This is a genomic window from Mycobacterium montefiorense (assembly GCF_003112775.1).
GTDB classification, from domain to species: Bacteria; Actinomycetota; Actinomycetes; order Mycobacteriales; family Mycobacteriaceae; genus Mycobacterium; species Mycobacterium montefiorense.
The window spans coordinates 173,057-189,774 of the sequence record NZ_BFCH01000001.1; the positions used below are offsets into that span (position 1 = coordinate 173,057).

General features: G+C 64.2%; 21 protein-coding genes. 9 read left to right on the forward strand and 12 right to left on the reverse strand.

Annotated elements, in window-relative coordinates; translation table 11 throughout:
- Position 1: 1 nt before the first annotated feature.
- A complete protein-coding gene (lexA, locus tag DB708_RS00820; protein WP_108920051.1) occupies positions 2–703 on the reverse strand; it encodes a transcriptional repressor LexA in 702 nt (233 codons plus the stop codon).
- A 295-nt stretch (positions 704–998) separates the two neighbouring features.
- Here lexA and DB708_RS00825 point away from each other — a divergent pair, with 295 nt between their 5' ends.
- The 3 genes from DB708_RS00825 (at position 999) to DB708_RS00835 (ending at position 2,654) form a co-directional block, all read left to right on the forward strand.
- Positions 999–1,487, forward strand: coding sequence for a LysM peptidoglycan-binding domain-containing protein (locus DB708_RS00825; protein WP_108920052.1), 489 nt, complete (start codon positions 999–1,001; stop codon positions 1,485–1,487).
- A gap of 157 nt (positions 1,488–1,644) precedes the next feature.
- On the forward strand, positions 1,645–2,109 hold the full coding sequence (gene nrdR, locus DB708_RS00830; RefSeq protein WP_108920053.1) for a transcriptional regulator NrdR: 465 nt from the start codon (positions 1,645–1,647) through the stop codon (positions 2,107–2,109).
- Positions 2,110–2,168: 59 nt separating this feature from the next.
- Positions 2,169–2,654, forward strand: a complete 486-nt coding sequence (locus DB708_RS00835; RefSeq protein ID WP_108920054.1) for a peroxynitrite isomerase — start codon at positions 2,169–2,171, stop codon at positions 2,652–2,654.
- 32 nt (positions 2,655–2,686) lie between these two features.
- Here DB708_RS00835 and DB708_RS00840 read toward each other — a convergent pair whose 3' ends face one another.
- From DB708_RS00840 to DB708_RS00850, 3 genes are read right to left on the reverse strand one after another with little or no spacing between them, the layout of a single operon-like run.
- Entirely contained in the window at positions 2,687–3,373 is a 687-nt protein-coding gene (locus tag DB708_RS00840; RefSeq protein ID WP_108920055.1) for a PhzF family phenazine biosynthesis protein, read from the reverse strand.
- Between the two features lie 38 nt (positions 3,374–3,411).
- Positions 3,412–4,443, reverse strand: a complete 1,032-nt coding sequence (locus DB708_RS00845; protein ID WP_108920056.1) for an alpha/beta fold hydrolase — start codon at positions 4,441–4,443, stop codon at positions 3,412–3,414.
- Positions 4,444–4,477: 34 nt separating this feature from the next.
- Entirely contained in the window at positions 4,478–5,452 is a 975-nt protein-coding gene (locus tag DB708_RS00850; protein ID WP_108920057.1) for a proteasome assembly chaperone family protein, read from the reverse strand.
- A 209-nt stretch (positions 5,453–5,661) separates the two neighbouring features.
- Between DB708_RS00850 and DB708_RS00855 the strand changes: the two genes are divergently transcribed.
- Positions 5,662–6,486 carry a trypsin-like serine peptidase gene (locus DB708_RS00855; protein WP_108920058.1) on the forward strand — a complete coding sequence of 275 codons (825 nt, stop codon included), beginning with the start codon at positions 5,662–5,664 and terminating at the stop codon, positions 6,484–6,486.
- 3 nt (positions 6,487–6,489) lie between these two features.
- Here the strand turns inward: DB708_RS00855 and sthA are convergent, their stop codons facing one another.
- The gene (gene sthA / locus DB708_RS00860) at positions 6,490–7,896 is read right to left on the reverse strand and encodes a Si-specific NAD(P)(+) transhydrogenase (RefSeq protein WP_108920121.1); all 1,407 of its coding nucleotides are present in this window, start codon (positions 7,894–7,896) and stop codon (positions 6,490–6,492) included.
- A gap of 114 nt (positions 7,897–8,010) precedes the next feature.
- Here sthA and DB708_RS00865 point away from each other — a divergent pair, with 114 nt between their 5' ends.
- Entirely contained in the window at positions 8,011–9,069 is a 1,059-nt protein-coding gene (locus DB708_RS00865) for a DUF4192 domain-containing protein (protein ID WP_108920059.1), read from the forward strand.
- Positions 9,070–9,074: 5 nt separating this feature from the next.
- Here the strand turns inward: DB708_RS00865 and DB708_RS00870 are convergent, their stop codons facing one another.
- From DB708_RS00870 to DB708_RS00880, 3 genes are all read right to left on the reverse strand, one after another.
- Positions 9,075–9,764, reverse strand: coding sequence for a metal-dependent transcriptional regulator (locus DB708_RS00870; RefSeq protein ID WP_108920060.1), 690 nt, complete (start codon positions 9,762–9,764; stop codon positions 9,075–9,077).
- A gap of 131 nt (positions 9,765–9,895) precedes the next feature.
- Complete coding sequence (gene sigB, locus DB708_RS00875) at positions 9,896–10,858, reverse strand: sigma-70 family RNA polymerase sigma factor SigB (RefSeq protein WP_108920061.1); 963 nt, start codon at positions 10,856–10,858, stop codon at positions 9,896–9,898.
- Between the two features lie 150 nt (positions 10,859–11,008).
- Positions 11,009–11,464: a DUF3099 domain-containing protein gene (locus DB708_RS00880; protein WP_235616567.1), complete on the reverse strand. Its 456-nt coding sequence runs from the start codon at positions 11,462–11,464 to the stop codon at positions 11,009–11,011.
- 45 nt (positions 11,465–11,509) lie between these two features.
- Between DB708_RS00880 and DB708_RS00885 the strand changes: the two genes are divergently transcribed.
- The gene (locus DB708_RS00885) at positions 11,510–11,749 is read left to right on the forward strand and encodes a DUF3039 domain-containing protein (RefSeq protein WP_108920062.1); all 240 of its coding nucleotides are present in this window, start codon (positions 11,510–11,512) and stop codon (positions 11,747–11,749) included.
- On the opposite strand, the gene DB708_RS00890 is transcribed toward DB708_RS00885, so the two are convergent.
- Entirely contained in the window at positions 11,750–12,754 is a 1,005-nt protein-coding gene (locus DB708_RS00890) for a YihY/virulence factor BrkB family protein (RefSeq protein ID WP_108920063.1), read from the reverse strand. It abuts the gene before it with no gap.
- Positions 12,755–12,820: 66 nt separating this feature from the next.
- The gene (locus DB708_RS28355; protein WP_108920122.1) at positions 12,821–12,997 is read right to left on the reverse strand and encodes a DUF7455 domain-containing protein; all 177 of its coding nucleotides are present in this window, start codon (positions 12,995–12,997) and stop codon (positions 12,821–12,823) included.
- A gap of 135 nt (positions 12,998–13,132) precedes the next feature.
- Between DB708_RS28355 and DB708_RS27480 the strand changes: the two genes are divergently transcribed.
- Positions 13,133–13,501 (forward strand): DUF952 domain-containing protein, encoded by a 369-nt coding sequence (locus DB708_RS27480; protein WP_165839688.1) that lies wholly within the window; start codon positions 13,133–13,135, stop codon positions 13,499–13,501.
- Here the strand turns inward: DB708_RS27480 and DB708_RS00905 are convergent.
- Positions 13,486–13,863 carry a RidA family protein gene (locus DB708_RS00905; RefSeq protein ID WP_108920064.1) on the reverse strand — a complete coding sequence of 126 codons (378 nt, stop codon included), beginning with the start codon at positions 13,861–13,863 and terminating at the stop codon, positions 13,486–13,488. The two genes, DB708_RS27480 and DB708_RS00905, sit on opposite strands and share 16 nt — an antisense overlap.
- 262 nt (positions 13,864–14,125) lie before the next feature.
- Between DB708_RS00905 and DB708_RS27145 the strand changes: the two genes are divergently transcribed.
- A complete protein-coding gene (locus DB708_RS27145; protein ID WP_165839689.1) occupies positions 14,126–14,263 on the forward strand; it encodes a hypothetical protein in 138 nt (45 codons plus the stop codon).
- Between the two features lie 469 nt (positions 14,264–14,732).
- On the forward strand, positions 14,733–15,443 hold the full coding sequence (locus tag DB708_RS00915; RefSeq protein WP_108920066.1) for a restriction endonuclease: 711 nt from the start codon (positions 14,733–14,735) through the stop codon (positions 15,441–15,443).
- 4 nt (positions 15,444–15,447) lie between these two features.
- On the opposite strand, the gene DB708_RS00920 is transcribed toward DB708_RS00915, so the two are convergent.
- Complete coding sequence (locus tag DB708_RS00920; protein WP_133250962.1) at positions 15,448–16,716, reverse strand: hypothetical protein; 1,269 nt, start codon at positions 16,714–16,716, stop codon at positions 15,448–15,450.
- Between the last annotated feature and the right edge of the window lie 2 nt (positions 16,717–16,718).

Genomic DNA, 16,718 nt, shown 5'->3' on the forward strand with positions numbered 1-16,718 from the left:
ACTAGACCTTGCGGATCACCGTGACGACCTTGCCGAGCACGGTCGCGTCATTGCCGGGGATGGGATCGAACGCCGGGTTGTGCGGCATCAGCCACACTTGACCCCCCGCGCGCTTGAACGTCTTGACGGTGGCCTCACCGTCGATCATGGCGGCGACGATGTCGCCGTTGTCGGCGACATTCTGTTGCCGCACGACGACCCAGTCGCCGTCGCAGATCGCGGCTTCGATCATCGAGTCGCCGACCACCTTGAGCAGAAAGAGGGTGCCCTCGCCGACCAATTCGCGGGGGAGCGGGAAGACATCCTCGACGGCTTCTTCGGCCAAGATCGGTCCACCGGCCGCGATGCGCCCGAGCACGGGGACGAACGTCGGCTCTGGCAACGCGTCGGATCCGGCGACCTCGGTGGCCGGCGCCGCCGCAACGAGGTCATCGGCGCCGCGAACATCGACGGCCCGGGGGCGGTTCGGGTCGCGGCGCAGGAATCCCTTGCGTTCCAGAGTGCGCAGTTGGTGAGCCACCGAGGACGTCGAAGTCAGCCCGACGGCATCGCCGATCTCCCTGATGCTGGGCGGATATCCACGGGTGGTCACCGATTGACGGATGACGTTCAAGATAGTGCGTTGCCGCTGGGTAAGCGATGAATCCACGGAATGCAACCGGCCTTCGGGGCCGGTGGCTGAGGTGTCGTTGCTGTCGCTCATGGCACTGAATGTAACCCCCTGGAAGCCAGGAATCAAACATGTGTTCGACTCGCGTGTCGCCCCTTCGTGTCTCCTGAAACAGTGATCCGCGCAACTTTGCGAATCACAATGGTGTAACTCTCGAAAAGACCGGGTATTTGTGCGTGATGGCAGTGATAGCGACCGACGGAGGTTGTCGGTGGCGTGGTCTAGCGTTTTGCTCGTGCGACACGCTTCGCTCAAATGTTCGTATTTCGAACACACGAGCGATAGTGTCGAACACACGAGCGAGGATTAGTTGACTGGAGGAACGCACATGACGCTCATGCACACAGTCTCACCGCGGACCAACAACGTGCGGCGCCCGAGCGATGGGCTGGTTGCGCGGCCTCGCTACGACCAGGAACGCGCGCTGCGGTCGCGCCGGCCCGTGCAGTCGCGGCCGGCCGGCGCGCCAATGCGCTACCGCGGTACCGGGGTAGCGGTGTCGGCCGCGCCGCATCGCCGCCGTCCGGCCACACTGGGGACGACTCTGGGGCTGGCCCTGATGGCCGGGATCATCACGCTCTGGCTGGGTCTGGTCGCGAATCTCGGTCAGATCGCCAACGGTGACTCCGCCGCCGCTCCCGTACCGGACAGGCTGTCCGTCGTGCAGGTCGAGCCGGGCGAGTCCCTTCAAGACGTCGCACACCGGGTAGCGCCCGAAGCGCCGGCGCGCCAGGTTGCCGACCGCATTCGCGAACTCAACAACCTGAACTCGCCGTCACTGGCCGCCGGCCAGACCCTGATCGCGCCGATCGGCTGACGGCGCGGCGACGCCGTACGAAAACCGCTCTACGCCAACGCCGCTCAGTCCTCGCACCGCTACCAGCACCCGTGTCGCGGCTACATTGGCTCGGCGGGGGAGCGCACGGGTACGCTCGGAGTGTTCTGCGAGATGCCGGCCCCGCGAAGGAGCGGTCATGCATTGTCCGTTCTGCCGCCATCCCGATTCCCGGGTAATTGACTCGCGGGAAACCGATGAAGGCCAAGCCATTCGGCGCCGCCGATCGTGCCCGGAGTGCGGGCGACGGTTCACCACGGTAGAAACCGCGGTCCTGGCCGTGGTGAAGCGCAGCGGAGTCACCGAGCCGTTCAGTCGCGAAAAGGTCGTCAAAGGGGTGCGCCGCGCGTGCCAGGGCCGTCAGGTGGACGAGGACGCGCTGAACCTGCTGGCGCAGCAGGTGGAAGACACCGTCCGTGCCGCCGGCTCGCCCGAGATTCCCAGTCACGAGGTCGGCCTGGCGATCCTGGGGCCGTTGCGTGACCTGGACGAGGTGGCGTACCTGCGCTTCGCGTCGGTTTACCGGTCCTTCTCTTCGGCCGACGATTTCGAACGCGAGATCGAGGCGCTGCGCCAGCACCGCAAGGTATCGACACCCACCTGATGGTCCGCCGCGTGACTCGGGCGCAACGGTACTGGTCGGCACCGGACTAGGCTGAATTCATGCCTGGCGACCTGCATCCGGATCTCGAGGCGCTCGCGCCGCTGCTCGGCACCTGGGCTGGTCGCGGTGCGGGCGAATATCCGACGATCCAGCCCTTCGAGTATCTCGAAGAAGTTGTGTTTTCCCATGTGGGCAAACCGTTTCTGGCCTACGCGCAGAAGACCAAAGCGGTGGCCGACGGCAAACCGCTGCACGCCGAGACCGGCTATCTTCGGGTGCCCGAACCCGGCCACGTCGAGCTAGTTCTGGCTCACCCCAGCGGGGTCACCGAAATCGAGGTCGGCTCCTACCGGTCGACCGGCGATGTCATCGAAATCGAGCTGGCCACCACGTCGATCGGTTTGACGCCGACCGCCAAAGAGGTTTCCGCGCTTGGTCGTTCCATCCGCCTCGACGGCGACCAGCTTACGTACTCGGTACAAATGGGTGCGGTCGGGCAACCCATGCAGCATCATCTTGCCGCGGAGTTGCAGCGGAAGTCCTGAATTCCCAGCAGCCTCGGCTGGCCGAGTATCCTTCAGTCCAGTTGTGTCACACCGTCGTTGACGACGCGGCCAGCCACCCGAACCCAGCCCTCGGGACTCCAGACAGTTTCCAGCATCGATCCTCTGCCCTGGGTGATGCTCAGGTCGCGGCTAAGATGGTCGGTAATCCGCATCGCTGCCGAGCCGGTCGCTTCGTCTTCGGGTACACCGAGATTTGCCGCGAACATCCGGGAACGCAGCGCCCCGGCGGGCTCATCGATCCAGGCCCACAGGTAGTGCGCGGTGTCGTCGGGAAAATCGTCTGGGTCGGCCGTGAGAAGCTGCTCGACGGAATCGAATTCGTGCACTGCGAACACGGGAGCCCAGTCCGAGCGGGCGCTGATGCCCACCAGATCACCCGCGTAGTGCACCTGCACAATGCCGGATGGTACCTGCAGCGTGTTGATCGGCGTACCGTTGGCGCGCAGCCACCACGACGCGCCCACTGACGGGTGCCCGGCGAACGGAATTTCGATGCGCGGAGTGTAAATGGTGACCTGCGCTGTGGTTGAGCCGCCGGCCGGAAGATCGACGAATACCGTTTCGCTGTAACCTAATTGGGCTGCCAGCGCCTGGCGATCGGCGAGAGCGACCTGTTTGGCGTCGACCACGCCCAGTGGATTGCCGAATTTTCCGTCCCGGTCGGTGAAGACACGCAACACCGTCACATCGATCCCCATGGGCCGACTGTACGGGGCGGGTCAACGCCGATGGGTCGTCAGGTGGCGCTGCGCTCGTCGGAACCCATCGCGTTGAGCACCGCGACGCGCGTGTCGGCCGGGCCCGTGACGGTGCGTTCGCCGCTGCCGGTGCGCAGCAACTCACGAAGCGCGCCCTGATCGTGTTGGGCGGGGGCGGTGCTGTCGATGAAGCGCTGGACGACGTCGATGAAGCGTGCCGGGTCTTCGTGGAATGGAAAGTGGCCGGAGCCGGCAAAGATCTCCAGGCGCGAGCCGGGCATCGCGGCGTGGGCCATCCATGCGTGCCGGACGGGAACCACCGCATCCTTGGTGCCCCATACGATCTGCACCGGGATGGTCTCGGTCAAATAACATCGATCCAGCATCGTGACGATCTGGCCGCGCCAGTCCACTACGGCCCGCAGCGTCCTGCTGAACGCCGACGAGGCCGTCGGTTCGGGTAGGTCGTCCAGAATCCGCAGCACGTTCGGCAGATCGCGGCCCAGGCCGGTCGATCCGATCGCCAGGCCCGCGAGCCGGCCCGCCAGCTGTACTGCCGGCAGCACCAGCGGCAGCCGCAGCAGCGCCAGCGCCTCGGTGCCCACCGGCAGCGAGGCCAACCGGAATACGACGTTGACGTCTTTGGTGACGCCGCCCGCGGAGACCAGGATCAGCCGGTCGACCAGATGTGGGAACTGGTAAGCGAATTGCATCGCCACCCCACCGCCGAGCGAATGTCCGACGATGGTCACGCGCTCGATTTCGAGCACGGAGAGCAGGTCGCGCATCCCGTTGGCGTATGCGGCGACCGAGTAGTCGGCGCGCGGCTTGTCGGACTGCCCATGGCCGAGCAGATCGGGGGCGATCACTGTATACCGCTGAGCGAGCTTGGCCTGCACGGTATTCCACGTCGTGGAGTTGTCGCCGATGCCGTGAATCAACAGAATCGCCGGCCCGGAGCCGGCGATTCGGTAGGCCCGCTTGTACCCGTGGATGGTGCGGAACTCGAGCGAGGGGGTAGTTACTTCGCGCACCGGGCGAAGATTGCTCTTGCGCTTCCGCTCAGTCATCTCGCCACCCTTGTCGTCGCGCCGCTGAGGCGTTTTAAGCCGGGTCGTCGCCGTCGCGCTTCTTTTCCGCCTGCTGGGCTAGGAACCGCTCGAACTCGGCCCCAAGCTCGTCGCCGCTAGGCAGGTCTTCATCGCGTGTTAGTAATGACCTGTTTTCCTGAGCGTCGATGAACGCATCGTACTGGCGCTCGAGTGCAGCCACCACTTGGGCTACTTCGGCACTGGCTTCCACCTGCTCGTCGATCTTGCCACGGATCTCTGCCGCAGCCTCGGTCAGCGCCGACAGCGGCAGGTCCAGCGACCCGGTTTTGGCGACCTGCTCGAGCAGCGCCTGGGCGGCGGCGGGGTAGTCGGTCTGCGTCAGGTAGTGCGGCACGTGGACGGTGAAACCGACCACCTCATGCCCGTGCTCACCCATCCGGTATTCCAGCAGGTTTGACGCACTGCCGGGGACCTGGATCTCCGCAATCCACGGCTGGAAGTCGCTGATCAGGTCGCGGTTGGTGGAGTGCGCCGTCAGCGTGATGGGCCGGGTGTGCGGAACAGCCATCGGAACGGTGCCCAGGCCGATGGTTTGGCGTACCCCCAGCCGCTCGGCCAGCAGACGGACCGCGGTGATGAATCTCTCCCACTTGAGATCCGGCTCCATGCCCGCCAACAACAGAAATGGGGTGCCGACGCTGTCGCGCAGCGCGTACAGGCTCAGCTCCGGGTCGTCATAGTTGGTGAAGTGATCGGTCTTGAAGGTCATCAGCGGCCGCCGCGAGCGGTAGTCCAGCAATTCGTCGATCGCGAACGACGCGACCAGCTCGGTGTCCAGAGCGGCCTTCAGGTGGGTCGCGGCCAGCCGAATCGCATGGCCGGCGTCCGAGAAACCCTCCAAAGCGTGCACCAACACCGGTCCGCGGCCGTCCGATGTCACCAACTGGGGCGCGGGGAACTCCAGCTCGTACATGCCGGGTTGCCCTGGCTGGTAATAGAGATCGTCGTCTTGGTGCTCGTCGGACATCGAGTTTTGCCTCCTCTCGGGGTCCTTCCAGGGTGCCCTAGCCAGTGTCCCCCGAATCAACGGGCATTAGAAATGGAAACAGCATGACGCAAGAACGTAATCCAGAAGGAACAATTCCGGTGGCACCGGATCTGCCAGCAAATCTAGGTGTCGCAGCGCGATGCGTCGAATTCCGCTTCCGGCCCTGTGGTCGGGCATGATGGGACCCGATGCGCGTCCCGATGCTGCTGCTCTGCCCGATTGTCGGCCTCGCGACGTTGCTGGCGTCGTGCGACCGTCCGGTGCTGCATGTGTCGTTGCCCACTACTACGACACCGGCAACGAAGACGAGTGGGCCCGTCCAACATGTGAGCCAGCCCGAGCCAGGCGCGGTTGCGGGTCCGGTGGACCCGGACAGGCGGGTGGGAGCAATTTTTCTGGATGGCAGCACCCAGCACGTGTGCACGGGTTCGGTGCTGCATTCCACGGCCGGAAACCTGGTACTGACCGCCGCGCACTGCCTGGCCGGAGCTGCTCAGATCACCTTTGTGCCCGGTCTGTCCGGTGATGGTGTGCCACCCGATCTTTGGAAGGCGGACAGCGTCTACCTGGATCCGCGGTGGGTGGCCAGCAAAGATCCGCACGCCGATTACGCGATCGCCCGGGTCAACAGCGAGCACGGCGGTTCCGTCGAGTCGAGTGAAGGCTTGGCGCTAACCCTCGGCACGGCTCCGCCTTCCAGCAGTCGTGTCTCCGTGGTGGGCTATCCGAGCGGTGTGGGTGGCTCGCCGATCGGCTGTCAGGGCAACACCGCTGTCACCGACGGCGGATTTCCCTCACTGGTATGCCAGGGACTGGTCGGCGGCACCAGCGGCGCGCCGTGGGTCAGCGGCACTACCGTCGTCGGGCTGATCGGTGGATTCGAGCGCGGCGGATGCGCCGAGAACGTGTCCTACTCCGCGCCGTTCGATGAGCACACTGCCGCGCTGCTGGCCCGCGCCGAAGCCGGCGGGCCGGGCGATCCGGTGCCGGTCGACTTCGACGACACCTGCTAACCGTCAGCGGCGGAACTCGTTGAGTGCGCGCACTTTGTTCATCACGTCGAGTGCGGCGACCTTGTAGGCCTCGGAGAACGTCGGGTAGTTGAACACCGCGTCGACCAGATATTCGATGGTGCCGCCGCAGCCCATCACGGCCTGCCCGATATGGACCATCTCGGTCGCGCTGGTGCCGAAGATGTGCACCCCGAGCACTTTGAGGTCGTCGGTGGACACCAGCAGCTTGAGCATGCCGTAGGAATCACCCGCGATCTGACCGCGAGCCAGCTCCCGGTAGCGAGCTATGCCCACCTCGTAGGGGATCGAGTTCTTGGTCAGCTCCACCTCGGTGGCACCGACGTAGGAGATTTCGGGAATCGAGTAGATGCCGATCGGCTGCAGGTCGGTGATGCCGTCGCACGCTTCCCCGAACGCGTGGTAGGCGGCCAGGCGGCCCTGTTCCATCGAGGTTGCGGCCAATGCGGGGAAGCCGATGACGTCGCCGACGGCGTAGATGTGGGGCACCTTCGTCGCGAAGTTATCGTCGACGAAAATCCGGCCGCGGTTGTCGGATTCCAGCTCGGCGTTGTGCAGATCCAGGTGGTCGGTCTGCCCCTGCCGCCCGGCGGAATACATCACCGTTTCCGCGGGGATCTGCTTGCCACTGGCCAGGGTTGTGGTGGTGCCGGCCGAACCGACGTCGACCGCGGTCACCTCCTCACCGAACCGGAAGGTCACCGCCAAGTCGCGCAGATGGAACTTCAGCGCCTCGACGACCTCGGGGTCGCAGAAGTCGAGCATGTCGCCGCGCTTTTCCACGACGGTCACCTTGGTGCCCAGCGCGGCGAACATCGACGCGTATTCGATGCCGATCACACCGGCGCCGACCACCACCATCGAGGCCGGCAGCGCCTTGAGGTCGAGAATCCCGTCGGAATCGAGCACTCGGTCTTCGTCGAACTCGACGCCGGACGGCCGTGCCGGCCTGGTACCGGTGGCGATCACGACGTATTTGCCACTGATGGTTAGCTTTTCGCGCCGAGAGGGATCTTCGACCTCGATCGTGTGCGCGTCGATGAACCGCGCGTGGCCGATCAGCAGGTCGATCCGGTTGCGCATCAACTGATTGCGCACCACGTCGACCTCCTTGCCGATCACATGCTGAGTGCGAGCCAGCAGGTCGGCCGGGGTGATCTTCTCCTTGACGCGGTAGCTCGCGCCGTAGAGTTCGCGTTGGCTCATTCCGGTGAGGTAGAGCACCGCCTCACGCAACGTCTTTGACGGGATGGTGCCGGTTTGGACGCAGACGCCGCCCAGCATTTGGCCGCGTTCGACGATCGCGACCGATTTGCCGAGCTTGGCCGAGGCGATGGCGGCTTTCTGTCCGCCGGGCCCCGAGCCGATCACGACCATGTCGTATTCCTGCATCGATCCCATGAGATAGACGATAGAGCCCACAGTCGAGACTTTCTCCACAGACCGAAAGCTCAATTGCCTTGCGCGAGCGCGTTCTGACGGTGGCGGCCATCAGCGTTAGGCCTCATGACACCGCATTCGCCCGATTTTGAACTCAACCGCCCGGGAGCGCTGGTTGCCGCGCTACCCGCCGTTCTCGGCTTTGTTCCGGAGAATTCATTGGTCTTGGTGTCGTTGGACGGTGGCGAGCTGGAAGCGGTGCTGAGGGTCGACCTCTGCGAGGAGCTCGCCGACCGGGTCGGACACCTTGTCGAGGTTGCTGCCGCGGCCGAGCCCGAGGCGGTGATCGTCGTGATCGTCAACGACGAGGGCGCCGACTGTCCGCGCTGCAATGACGAGTACCGGCAGCTCTGCGCGATGCTCGCAGAGATGTTGGCGGAGTACAACATTGAGCTGTGGGCGGCGCATGTCGTGGATCGGGTGGCCCGCGGCGGGCGCTGGCATTGCGTGGACGGCTGCGGCGCGAGTGGGACGGTCGACGATCCGTCGGCATCGCCGCTGGCCGCCGCCGCGGTGCTGGAAGGACGTCGGCTCTATGGGCGCCGCGCCGACCTACAAGCGGTCGTGGCCATTGAGGATCCGGCGCGAAGTGCCGCACTGGCCGGGGTCCTTACCCGGCAGGCGGCCACCCGGGCGCAGGCGCATCGCACGGACCCAGCGGGCTGTAGCCGGCGTGATGTGGAAGCCGCGCTGACCGCGGTCGGCCGCGTCGGTGCTGGGCGATCGTTGTCGAACGCCGAGCTGGCCGCCCTGGGCTGCGCGCTGAATGACGTGGCGGTGCGCGACACGTTGTACGCCCTGGCGGTCGGCGAGAAGGCCGGGGAAGCCGAGGCGCTGTGGGCGTCGCTGGCGCGCATCCTGCCTGCGCCGTGGCGCGTCGAGGCGCTGGTGTTGCTCGCGTTCAGCGCCTATGTCCGCGGCGACGGCCCGTTGGCAGGGGTGTCGCTGGAGGCCGCGTTGCGCTGCGATCCGGATCACCGGATGGCGGGCATGCTGGACACGGCGTTGCAATCCGGTCTGCGACCGGAGCAGATTCGGGACCTGGCGGTGACCGGCTATCGACTGGCTAAGCGACTCGGCGTGCAGCTTCCGCCGCAGCGGGTGTTCGGTCGCCGTGCGGGGTAGAGGAGTCAGACCTTCTCGACCTTGACCGCGTGCGCCATCTCGTGCGGCAGGGTGACGTTCTCGTGCCCGGGTATCAGGATGGTGACCCCAACGGGACCGGTCTCCACCGTGACCCGCGCATTGGGCACCACGCCGGCGTCCTTGAGCCGGCTGATCAGATCGATGTCGCCCTGAACGTGCTCGGTGAGCTGGCGGACGACGACCGCGACCGGAGAACCCGCCGGCAACTCGGTCAGCCGGACCAGGTTGACGTCCTCGGCGCCGGAATTCGAACCCACACCCAGGTCCAGCAGACCCGGAATCGGATTGCCGAACGGGGAAGTGGTCGGGTTGTCGAGCACCTTCACCAGCCGGCGCTCGACATCCTCGCTCATCACGTGTTCCCACCGACATGCCTCGGCGTGCACTTCTTCCCACGGCAGGCCGATGACGTCGACGAGTAGTCGTTCGGCGAGGCGGTGCTTGCGCATCACCGCGATGGCCAGGGCCCTGCCCTTGTCAGTGAGCTCCAGGTGCCGATCACCGGCGACGTGGAGCAATCCGTCGCGCTCCATCCTGCTGACGGTCTGGCTGACGGTCGGCCCACTCTGGTCGAGCCGTTCGGCGATCCTGGCGCGCAGCGGCGTAACGCCCTCTTCCTCCAGGTCGTAGATGGTTCGCAGGTACATCTCGGTGGTATCAACCAGGTCGTTCATCCAGTACCCTCCATTGACGCCGAGTCTACTTGGCCAGCTGCCGAAATGGGTCTAACGCTCCCTAGGCAAGCAGTATGCCCGCCGCGAGTTTGCGGCGGGCATACTGTCCTGCAACTGGGCCGGGTGCCGGCTTAACTGGCGTACGAGCGCAGCCGATCGGCGCGTTCTCCGTTACGGAGCTTGGCCATCACGTCGCGCTCGATCTGACGAACCCGCTCGCGGGACAGGCCGAACAGCTTGCCGATCTGATCCAGCGTTCGCGGCTGGCCGTCGTCCAGACCGAAGCGCAACCGGATTACCTGGTGCTCCCGCTCGTCGAGGGTGGCGAGCACGCTGCGGATGTCGGTGTGCAGCAGCTCGGCGATCACCGCGTTCTCCGCGGACATCGCTTCGGCGTCCTCGATGAAATCGCCCAGCGGGGCTTCTTCCTCGGAGCCGACCGGCATGTCCAGGCTTACCGGGTCGCGGCTGTGCTCGAGCAGGTCATTGATCTTCTCGACCGGGATTCCGGACTCGGCGGCCAGTTCGTCGTCGGTGGCCTCACGGCCGAGGTTCTGGTGCATTTCGCGCTTGATCCGCGCCAGCTTGTTGACCTGCTCGACGAGGTGAACGGGCAGCCGGATGGTGCGGCTCTGGTCGGCCATACCGCGGGTGATGGCCTGACGGATCCACCACGTGGCATATGTCGAGAACTTGAATCCCTTTGTGTAATCGAACTTCTCCATCGCGCGGATCAGCCCGAGGTTGCCCTCCTGGATCAGGTCGAGCAACGGCATCCCGCGGCCGGTGTAGCGCTTGGCCAACGACACCACCAGACGCAGGTTCGCTTCCAGCAGGTGACGGCGCGCCGCCTGACCATCACGCGAGATGGCCGCCAGATCGCGTTTGCGGTTCTCGCCGAGACGCTTCCGCGTCGCGAGCAGATGCTCGGCATATAACCCGGCCTCGATGCGCTTCGCGAGTTCGACTTCGTCCGCGGCGGTCAGCAGCGCCGTCTTCCCGATGCCGTTCAGATATACGCGCACGAGATCCGCAGCAGGGCTCTGAGCATCTAGATCGCTGGTGTCGAACCTGCCTGTGATGGCATTCGCCATGGCGGCCTCCCGATTGGCTTTGTAGCTGTCATGGTGTTTAACGACATATCAGCTCTGAGAGTTCCCGCCCCGCCGTCATCTCACACGCTTTGACGTGCAGAAATGTGCCGACGACCTGAGAATGTCCTGAGAAGTGCGTTCAGTGGCCAGTCAGCTGGAACTGGCGTCGTACCCGTGACCCCGGTTGTACTCGGAACTGGGGTCGTACTCGTCGCCCGGAGAACCCGGCGGTGGCTGCCGCCGCGCCTCGAGTGCCGGCCGCTCGGCCGTCGGGAACAACGGCGTGCGCCGAGCGGCATCGTCGAACCGCCGGGGCTCGTCGCGGCGGCGGGGTGGCCGATCGTTGGCGATCAGTACGGCCATCCAGGGCAGCGGGATGGAAGCCGCAACGATGGCCAGTGAAATCAGGCCGTTGTGCCAGGCGCCGTAGGCGAAGGCGGCCAGCAACAGTGCGGGAATCCGGAAGGCCATCAGCGTCAGGTATTTACGCACCCGGGCGCGATGCTGCTCTTCGTACGAAGGTTCGGCGGCGGTGATGAGCACCGGCCGGCCGCCGTCGTCGAACCCCAATTCCGGGCCGCGCTTCATTCTTCCACTGTCCCACATCCGCCGGATTCCGGTTGGGCCACCTTGGCAGGCACAATATGAGGTATGCAGACCCAGACGATCGAACGCACCGATACCGACGAACGCGTCGACGACGGGACCGGCAGCGACACTCCCAAGTACTTCCACTACGTCAAGAAGGACAAGATTGCCGAGAGCGCGGTCATGGGTAACCATGTGGTCGCGCTGTGCGGCGAGGTTTTTCCCGTGACGAAGGCCGCCAAGCCGGGCTCGCCGGTCTGTCCGGATTGCAAGAAGATTTACGAGCAGCTCAAGAAGAGCTGATCAGATCGGCGGCTCTGCCGCCGCGGGATCGCGTTCTTGAGTTGCGGGATTGGTCGTCACCGGATTCGATAACGCCTCCGCCGTCCGCTTCAGGGCGGGTGAACGCGAGAACAACCAATTGCGCAGTCGGTGGGCGTGTGTCCGGGGCGCGGGGAATTCTTCCTGGATCGCCGCATTGAGCTCGGCGCCGAGCATGATCGCGAACCCGCCGAAGAACGCGAACAACAGAAACGCGATCGGCGTGGACAGCGCGCCGTAGGTGTAGCCGGTGCTGGTGATCCATCGCAAATAGACGCGCAGGCCGAGCGTCGCGGTCACGAACACGAAGGTAGCCAGGACGGCGCCGAAGACGAGCCGATGTGTGGGCAGCGGCTCCGGCAGCGACACCCGGTACAAGATGACGACCCCGATCATCAGCCCGAGCACCAGCGCCGGGTAGTAGCCGTAGTGCAGGACGTTGGCGAGGCCATCGGGGATGTGTTCGGACACTTTGCGCGGGCCCACCACCAGTACCGGTGCGGCCACGACCGCGGACACCAGCCCGACCACGTAGAGAAACAGCGCGAACAGCCGCTGTCGCACCGGGTGGCGCAGCGGCGTCTGGTCATGCGCCTCGACCACGGAATCGACGAATGAGGAGACCGCCGACGAGCCCGCCCATAGCGATAGCAGAAAGCCGAGCGAGACCACCTCGCCGCGGGCATGCGCCGTGATGTCACGGACTGTGGGTTCGATGATCTCGTTGACGACGCTGGACGAGAAGAGACTGTGGGCCGCCGAGATCGCGCTCTTCTCGATGCTGGGCAGTGCGTCCGGCCCGAACAGCGGCGCCACGTAGGCCAGGCTGCCCAGCATTCCCAACAGCAGCGGAGGCGTAGAGAGCGCCGACCAAAAACCAGCCTGTGCGGACTCGGAAAAGATGGAGTCATCCCAGCTTTTGGTCAGGGTCCGCAACGCAATTCGCCAAATGTGATGGCGCGACGGCTTTACGGTTTGCTCGCTCATATCGGTCCAGCATTACCGATCGGTGCGCCCACACCCCACATTGTGACTGGGCGAGTTTCGCTGGACCTAGCTTGCGCTAACCTCCAACACGGCGGCGAGCTCAACAAGCTTGGCCTCGTGTTCGTTAGCGTGATGCTGGCAGAAGAGAAGTTCGGCTCCAGAAGGCAGCTTGGCGCGTACGCGAGCTGCAGCACCGCAGCGGTCAGCTCTAGTCAGCTCGGGACTTGTCAGAGTTGCGTTCATTGGCTTCTCCGTTCTCTTGTATCCACTTTCTCAGACGTTCGGCGTTTTCGCGTTGTTCCCCGATCGTTATCGGGTGTGTCGTTTCTCACGACCTGTAAACGTTTGGTTTCAACGGGCTTCCTAGAGTTAACGACCGTGACCATCGCTGCTGACCTGCTTGTACATCTGTGTGGAATCGAAGAGTGGTCCGACGCCCAGCGGCGGGGTGAAATCCGCCCCGAGGGCACCGCGGTGTTCATCCATCTGTCGGCGCCCGAGCAGGTACATCTGCCGGCCAACCGGCTCTTCTGTGGGCGCCAGGATTTGGTGCTGCTGCACATCGACCCGGGTTTGCTGGACTCGCCCGTGCGTTGGGAGCCGGGTGTGCCGACAGATCCGGAGGCGATGCTGTTCCCGCACCTGTACGGACCGCTGCCGCTCGCCGCTGTGAAAAAGGTCACCGAGTATTTGCCGGGGCCCGGGGGAACGTTTGCGCCCGTCGTAACTACTCACGACCCGATGTAGGCGTCGGCTTCGATCTCCACCAGCAATTCGGGTGCGATCAGCGCCGAGACTTCGACCATGGTCGCCACGGGACGTATTTCCCCGAAGGCCCGCGCGTGCGCCGCCGCCACCTCGCGCCACCGCGAAATGTCGGTCACGTACATGCGGGTGCGGACCACGTCGGTCAGCGAAGCGCCCGCCTCTTGGAGCGCAATCTCGATGCGGCGCAAGGCGTCTTGGGCTTGCGCGACGATGTCACCGGCAGGCCCGGTGCCGGTCGTGCCGGCGACCGCCACGTACGGGCCTACTCGCACCGCGCGCGAGTAGCCGACTGTCGATTCGAAGTCGGATCCGGACGAGACGAGCACGCGGTTGGCGGACATCGGGTCACCCTACGACGATGCCCATGGCCGGCGCACCTGATTTTCGCTGTGGCAAACCAAATTCCGGCGCACCGAGGCTAGCCGAGCTTGTGCGGCAACAGGTCTGGCGAAAGCGCGCGTTAGTCGAGGTAGTCGCGCAGTAGCGCTGTGCTGGCGGAGTGCTCTACCTGCATAAATGCACCAAAACCGGGTGCTGTGTGCTCAAAATACCTGCATTGAGAATTTAGCTGGTTCGCAGGATCCTGTTTGCCCAGGGTCGTGGGTGCATGTCGCTGGCCGGTGCGGCATTGAGGACCAGGCCAAAGAGCTGGCGGGCTACGTCGAGAGCGGCGCTACATGGTTGTCCCACCAGGTGATGCGCGACGCGTCGTACGAGAGGGTGATCGAGCAGTACAAGTAAGCCACGATCCGAAAAAGCTGCCTCGGCTCTAATCAGCGGTCGGGGCAGCTTTGTCTACGTCTGCGTACTCCACCCGGTGCATCCCGGCGTCATCACTTTGTAGGCGTAATAGACGTCCCTCACTGTTTCGTCGTCCAGCCGAGGGGACTGCGATTCGACCTCGATGCTTCCTTCGGCGAACTGTTCCTCGTGGGTTAGCGACGCGCGAGCGTGCTTCTCCGCTGCGTCCCGGACGGCAAGGCCGCTCGTGCCTCGCTTGTTGGGTATCGCCAAAACGCCGCGCCGAGTCTCACACATTCGGACCATGTTGCCTGAGCTGCGAGCTAACTCTTGGCGGCACGCCGCATGGCGTGGGCACGCTTCCAGCGGTCGCGCCTAAGCGCACAGCCTCCGGACGGATGGCCGGCGACCAAGCCGAGACGGTGGAGGAACGCTTCGAGATGGTGCCGCGCTCGGGCACACTGCCCCTATGCCGACTTGGAAGGAATACCAAGAAGCGACCGCCACCTACTACCGAGCGCTTGGGCTCTCTGCAGAGACGGACGAGACCATCGACGGCGCTCGCGGCGTCCACAAAATTGACGTGGCGGTGCGTGGGTACCGCGCTGGTGTCCGGTTCCTCTGGATTGTCGAATGCAAGTACTGGAATCGCCGGGTCGACAAATCAGTTGTATCCACATTGCGCGACATCGTGCAGGACGTGGGTGCCGACAGAGGAATCATCCTGAGTAGGCGGGGTTTTCAGTCTGGTGCACCGGCGTTAGCTACCAAGAGCAACATCACCCTCACTAGCCTCGATGAACTCCAGACGGACACGGAAGACGAGTACAAGGAGTATCGGTGCGTGCTGGTGACGAAGCGCTGCCAAGCCATCATCGACGAGATAACCGCGCTCAGCACTCTGTTCCGGCGCGGAGGCATGTACGGAACGAGCTTTCCCGCTGGCCTCAACGGCATCGAATTCACGGGTCGCGCGTCCATACTGCGTAGCGCCGCGGAAGCGGCTCTGGCAGGTAAGTGGCCTATCCGCGTTGTCATTGTCTCCGAGGGCAAGGAGTCAACTGAGCGCCCGCCGAACTTCGATGGATTGATGGACGTCGTTGAACATGCGCTCGCGAAGCTGGAATCCGAATTCGCAACGGTGACGGCCCGGTTGGCTCAAACCCGGACTGACGTTTGAGTAGTTAGGGCCGCACGGTCGGTGGAGGCTCGAATCGACCGGTAGAGCCCATCAGCATGGCGCGGGCGTCCTCGGCACTGACCGACCCGGAGGCTACTGCTTTTCGCAGTCGGAAGAGGTCGCGCGTATCGATTGCGAGCCCGCCCTGCTGGCCGAAGACCTCCAAATACTCCTCCGCGCCCTGAAGCAGTGGTTGGCGAGTACTCGGATCGGTTCCGCGAAACTGGTTCGCCACGAACCACATTGCGTTTGGAGGTCGCCCAGCCTCAGCTGCATAGAGGGTGGCCCAACCGGTCAACTTTTGGAGGTCCGAGAGCTTAGCTCCCCTCGTGTACCCCTTGACCTCGCAAAGTGCTATCCAGCCGTCATCCGCGACGCGCAGGTCTTCTTTCTTCGCCTGCCCCTCGGCGAGCCCGTCGTCGACATTCGTGACTTCGAATTCCAGCATTTCTTCGAGGGTTTGATGGACGATGGCAACCAACGGGGGACCGTCCGCCGTCAATAGTTGTCGCTCCGACGCATCGACCCTCTCGCGGATTTGTGCAAGTGAAGCCTCGGAACCTTCTACAAGCGCCCGCTGCTCGGCCATTACGCGCTGCTCTTCGGCACGCTTCTCAGCAGCATCCGACTGCGCAGACAACTCCTCGGCCGTCATCCACGTCGGGTTGGATGTCCACTCGGGTTGTGACGGGAATATGTCGGGGAGATCGTCAGACCAGAGCCTGAAGGCATAAAGCAACCACGGTGCAAGGTTGACGGTGTTCCCGGGCAGATACAGGCAAGCGTGTATGCCAAGGGGCGGTAAGTACAGGGCGGCGAATGCATATCCATCGAGGTCGTGAAGGAGAGGCAAATAACGTTCATCGTTTGTCGCAAGGCGAGTGGGCGAAATTCGGCTTCTGTCGACCTGTGGGTCCACGAGGGGAATGAGCTCCCTCTTGACCAACTCGCGAAGATCATCGGGAAGGCGATCTGGGATTTCGAGCTCTTCGCCGATGTGGTCTGTCAATGACAAAGCTGAAGCATAGGTCTGTCTGCTCGCTACGCCTCCGATCGGATCTCCGCCGATCTGAAGGACCCGGACGTGCCCAGCATAAATAGCCGCAAACCCGACCGCCACCACGGCATCCCAGCTGTCCCATCGAATGTTGGGGTTTTCGTCCAAGTAGTGGACGGTTCCGGCGTATCTCTCAACGACGGATGCGAAGGGATGCGATTTATCAAACCCAGCAACCACAACGCGTGGACGCTGAGCTTCGCCGTAGACGACCATTC

Coding starts and splice junctions, on each gene's coding strand:
- lexA (WP_108920051.1), bottom strand. CDS start 703: ATGAGCGACAGCAACGACACCTCAGCCACCGGCCCCGAAGGCCGGTTG.
- DB708_RS00825 (WP_108920052.1), top strand. CDS start 999: ATGACGCTCATGCACACAGTCTCACCGCGGACCAACAACGTGCGGCGC.
- nrdR (WP_108920053.1), top strand. CDS start 1,645: ATGCATTGTCCGTTCTGCCGCCATCCCGATTCCCGGGTAATTGACTCG.
- DB708_RS00835 (WP_108920054.1), top strand. CDS start 2,169: ATGCCTGGCGACCTGCATCCGGATCTCGAGGCGCTCGCGCCGCTGCTC.
- DB708_RS00840 (WP_108920055.1), bottom strand. CDS start 3,373: ATGGGGATCGATGTGACGGTGTTGCGTGTCTTCACCGACCGGGACGGA.
- DB708_RS00845 (WP_108920056.1), bottom strand. CDS start 4,443: ATGACTGAGCGGAAGCGCAAGAGCAATCTTCGCCCGGTGCGCGAAGTA.
- DB708_RS00850 (WP_108920057.1), bottom strand. CDS start 5,452: ATGTCCGACGAGCACCAAGACGACGATCTCTATTACCAGCCAGGGCAA.
- DB708_RS00855 (WP_108920058.1), top strand. CDS start 5,662: ATGCGCGTCCCGATGCTGCTGCTCTGCCCGATTGTCGGCCTCGCGACG.
- sthA (WP_108920121.1), bottom strand. CDS start 7,896: ATGCAGGAATACGACATGGTCGTGATCGGCTCGGGGCCCGGCGGACAG.
- DB708_RS00865 (WP_108920059.1), top strand. CDS start 8,011: ATGACACCGCATTCGCCCGATTTTGAACTCAACCGCCCGGGAGCGCTG.
- DB708_RS00870 (WP_108920060.1), bottom strand. CDS start 9,764: ATGAACGACCTGGTTGATACCACCGAGATGTACCTGCGAACCATCTAC.
- sigB (WP_108920061.1), bottom strand. CDS start 10,858: ATGGCGAATGCCATCACAGGCAGGTTCGACACCAGCGATCTAGATGCT.
- DB708_RS00880 (WP_235616567.1), bottom strand. CDS start 11,464: ATGTGGGACAGTGGAAGAATGAAGCGCGGCCCGGAATTGGGGTTCGAC.
- DB708_RS00885 (WP_108920062.1), top strand. CDS start 11,510: ATGCAGACCCAGACGATCGAACGCACCGATACCGACGAACGCGTCGAC.
- DB708_RS00890 (WP_108920063.1), bottom strand. CDS start 12,754: ATGAGCGAGCAAACCGTAAAGCCGTCGCGCCATCACATTTGGCGAATT.
- DB708_RS28355 (WP_108920122.1), bottom strand. CDS start 12,997: ATGAACGCAACTCTGACAAGTCCCGAGCTGACTAGAGCTGACCGCTGC.
- DB708_RS00905 (WP_108920064.1), bottom strand. CDS start 13,863: ATGTCCGCCAACCGCGTGCTCGTCTCGTCCGGATCCGACTTCGAATCG.
- DB708_RS00915 (WP_108920066.1), top strand. CDS start 14,733: ATGCCGACTTGGAAGGAATACCAAGAAGCGACCGCCACCTACTACCGA.
- DB708_RS00920 (WP_133250962.1), bottom strand. CDS start 16,716: ATGGTCGTCTACGGCGAAGCTCAGCGTCCACGCGTTGTGGTTGCTGGG.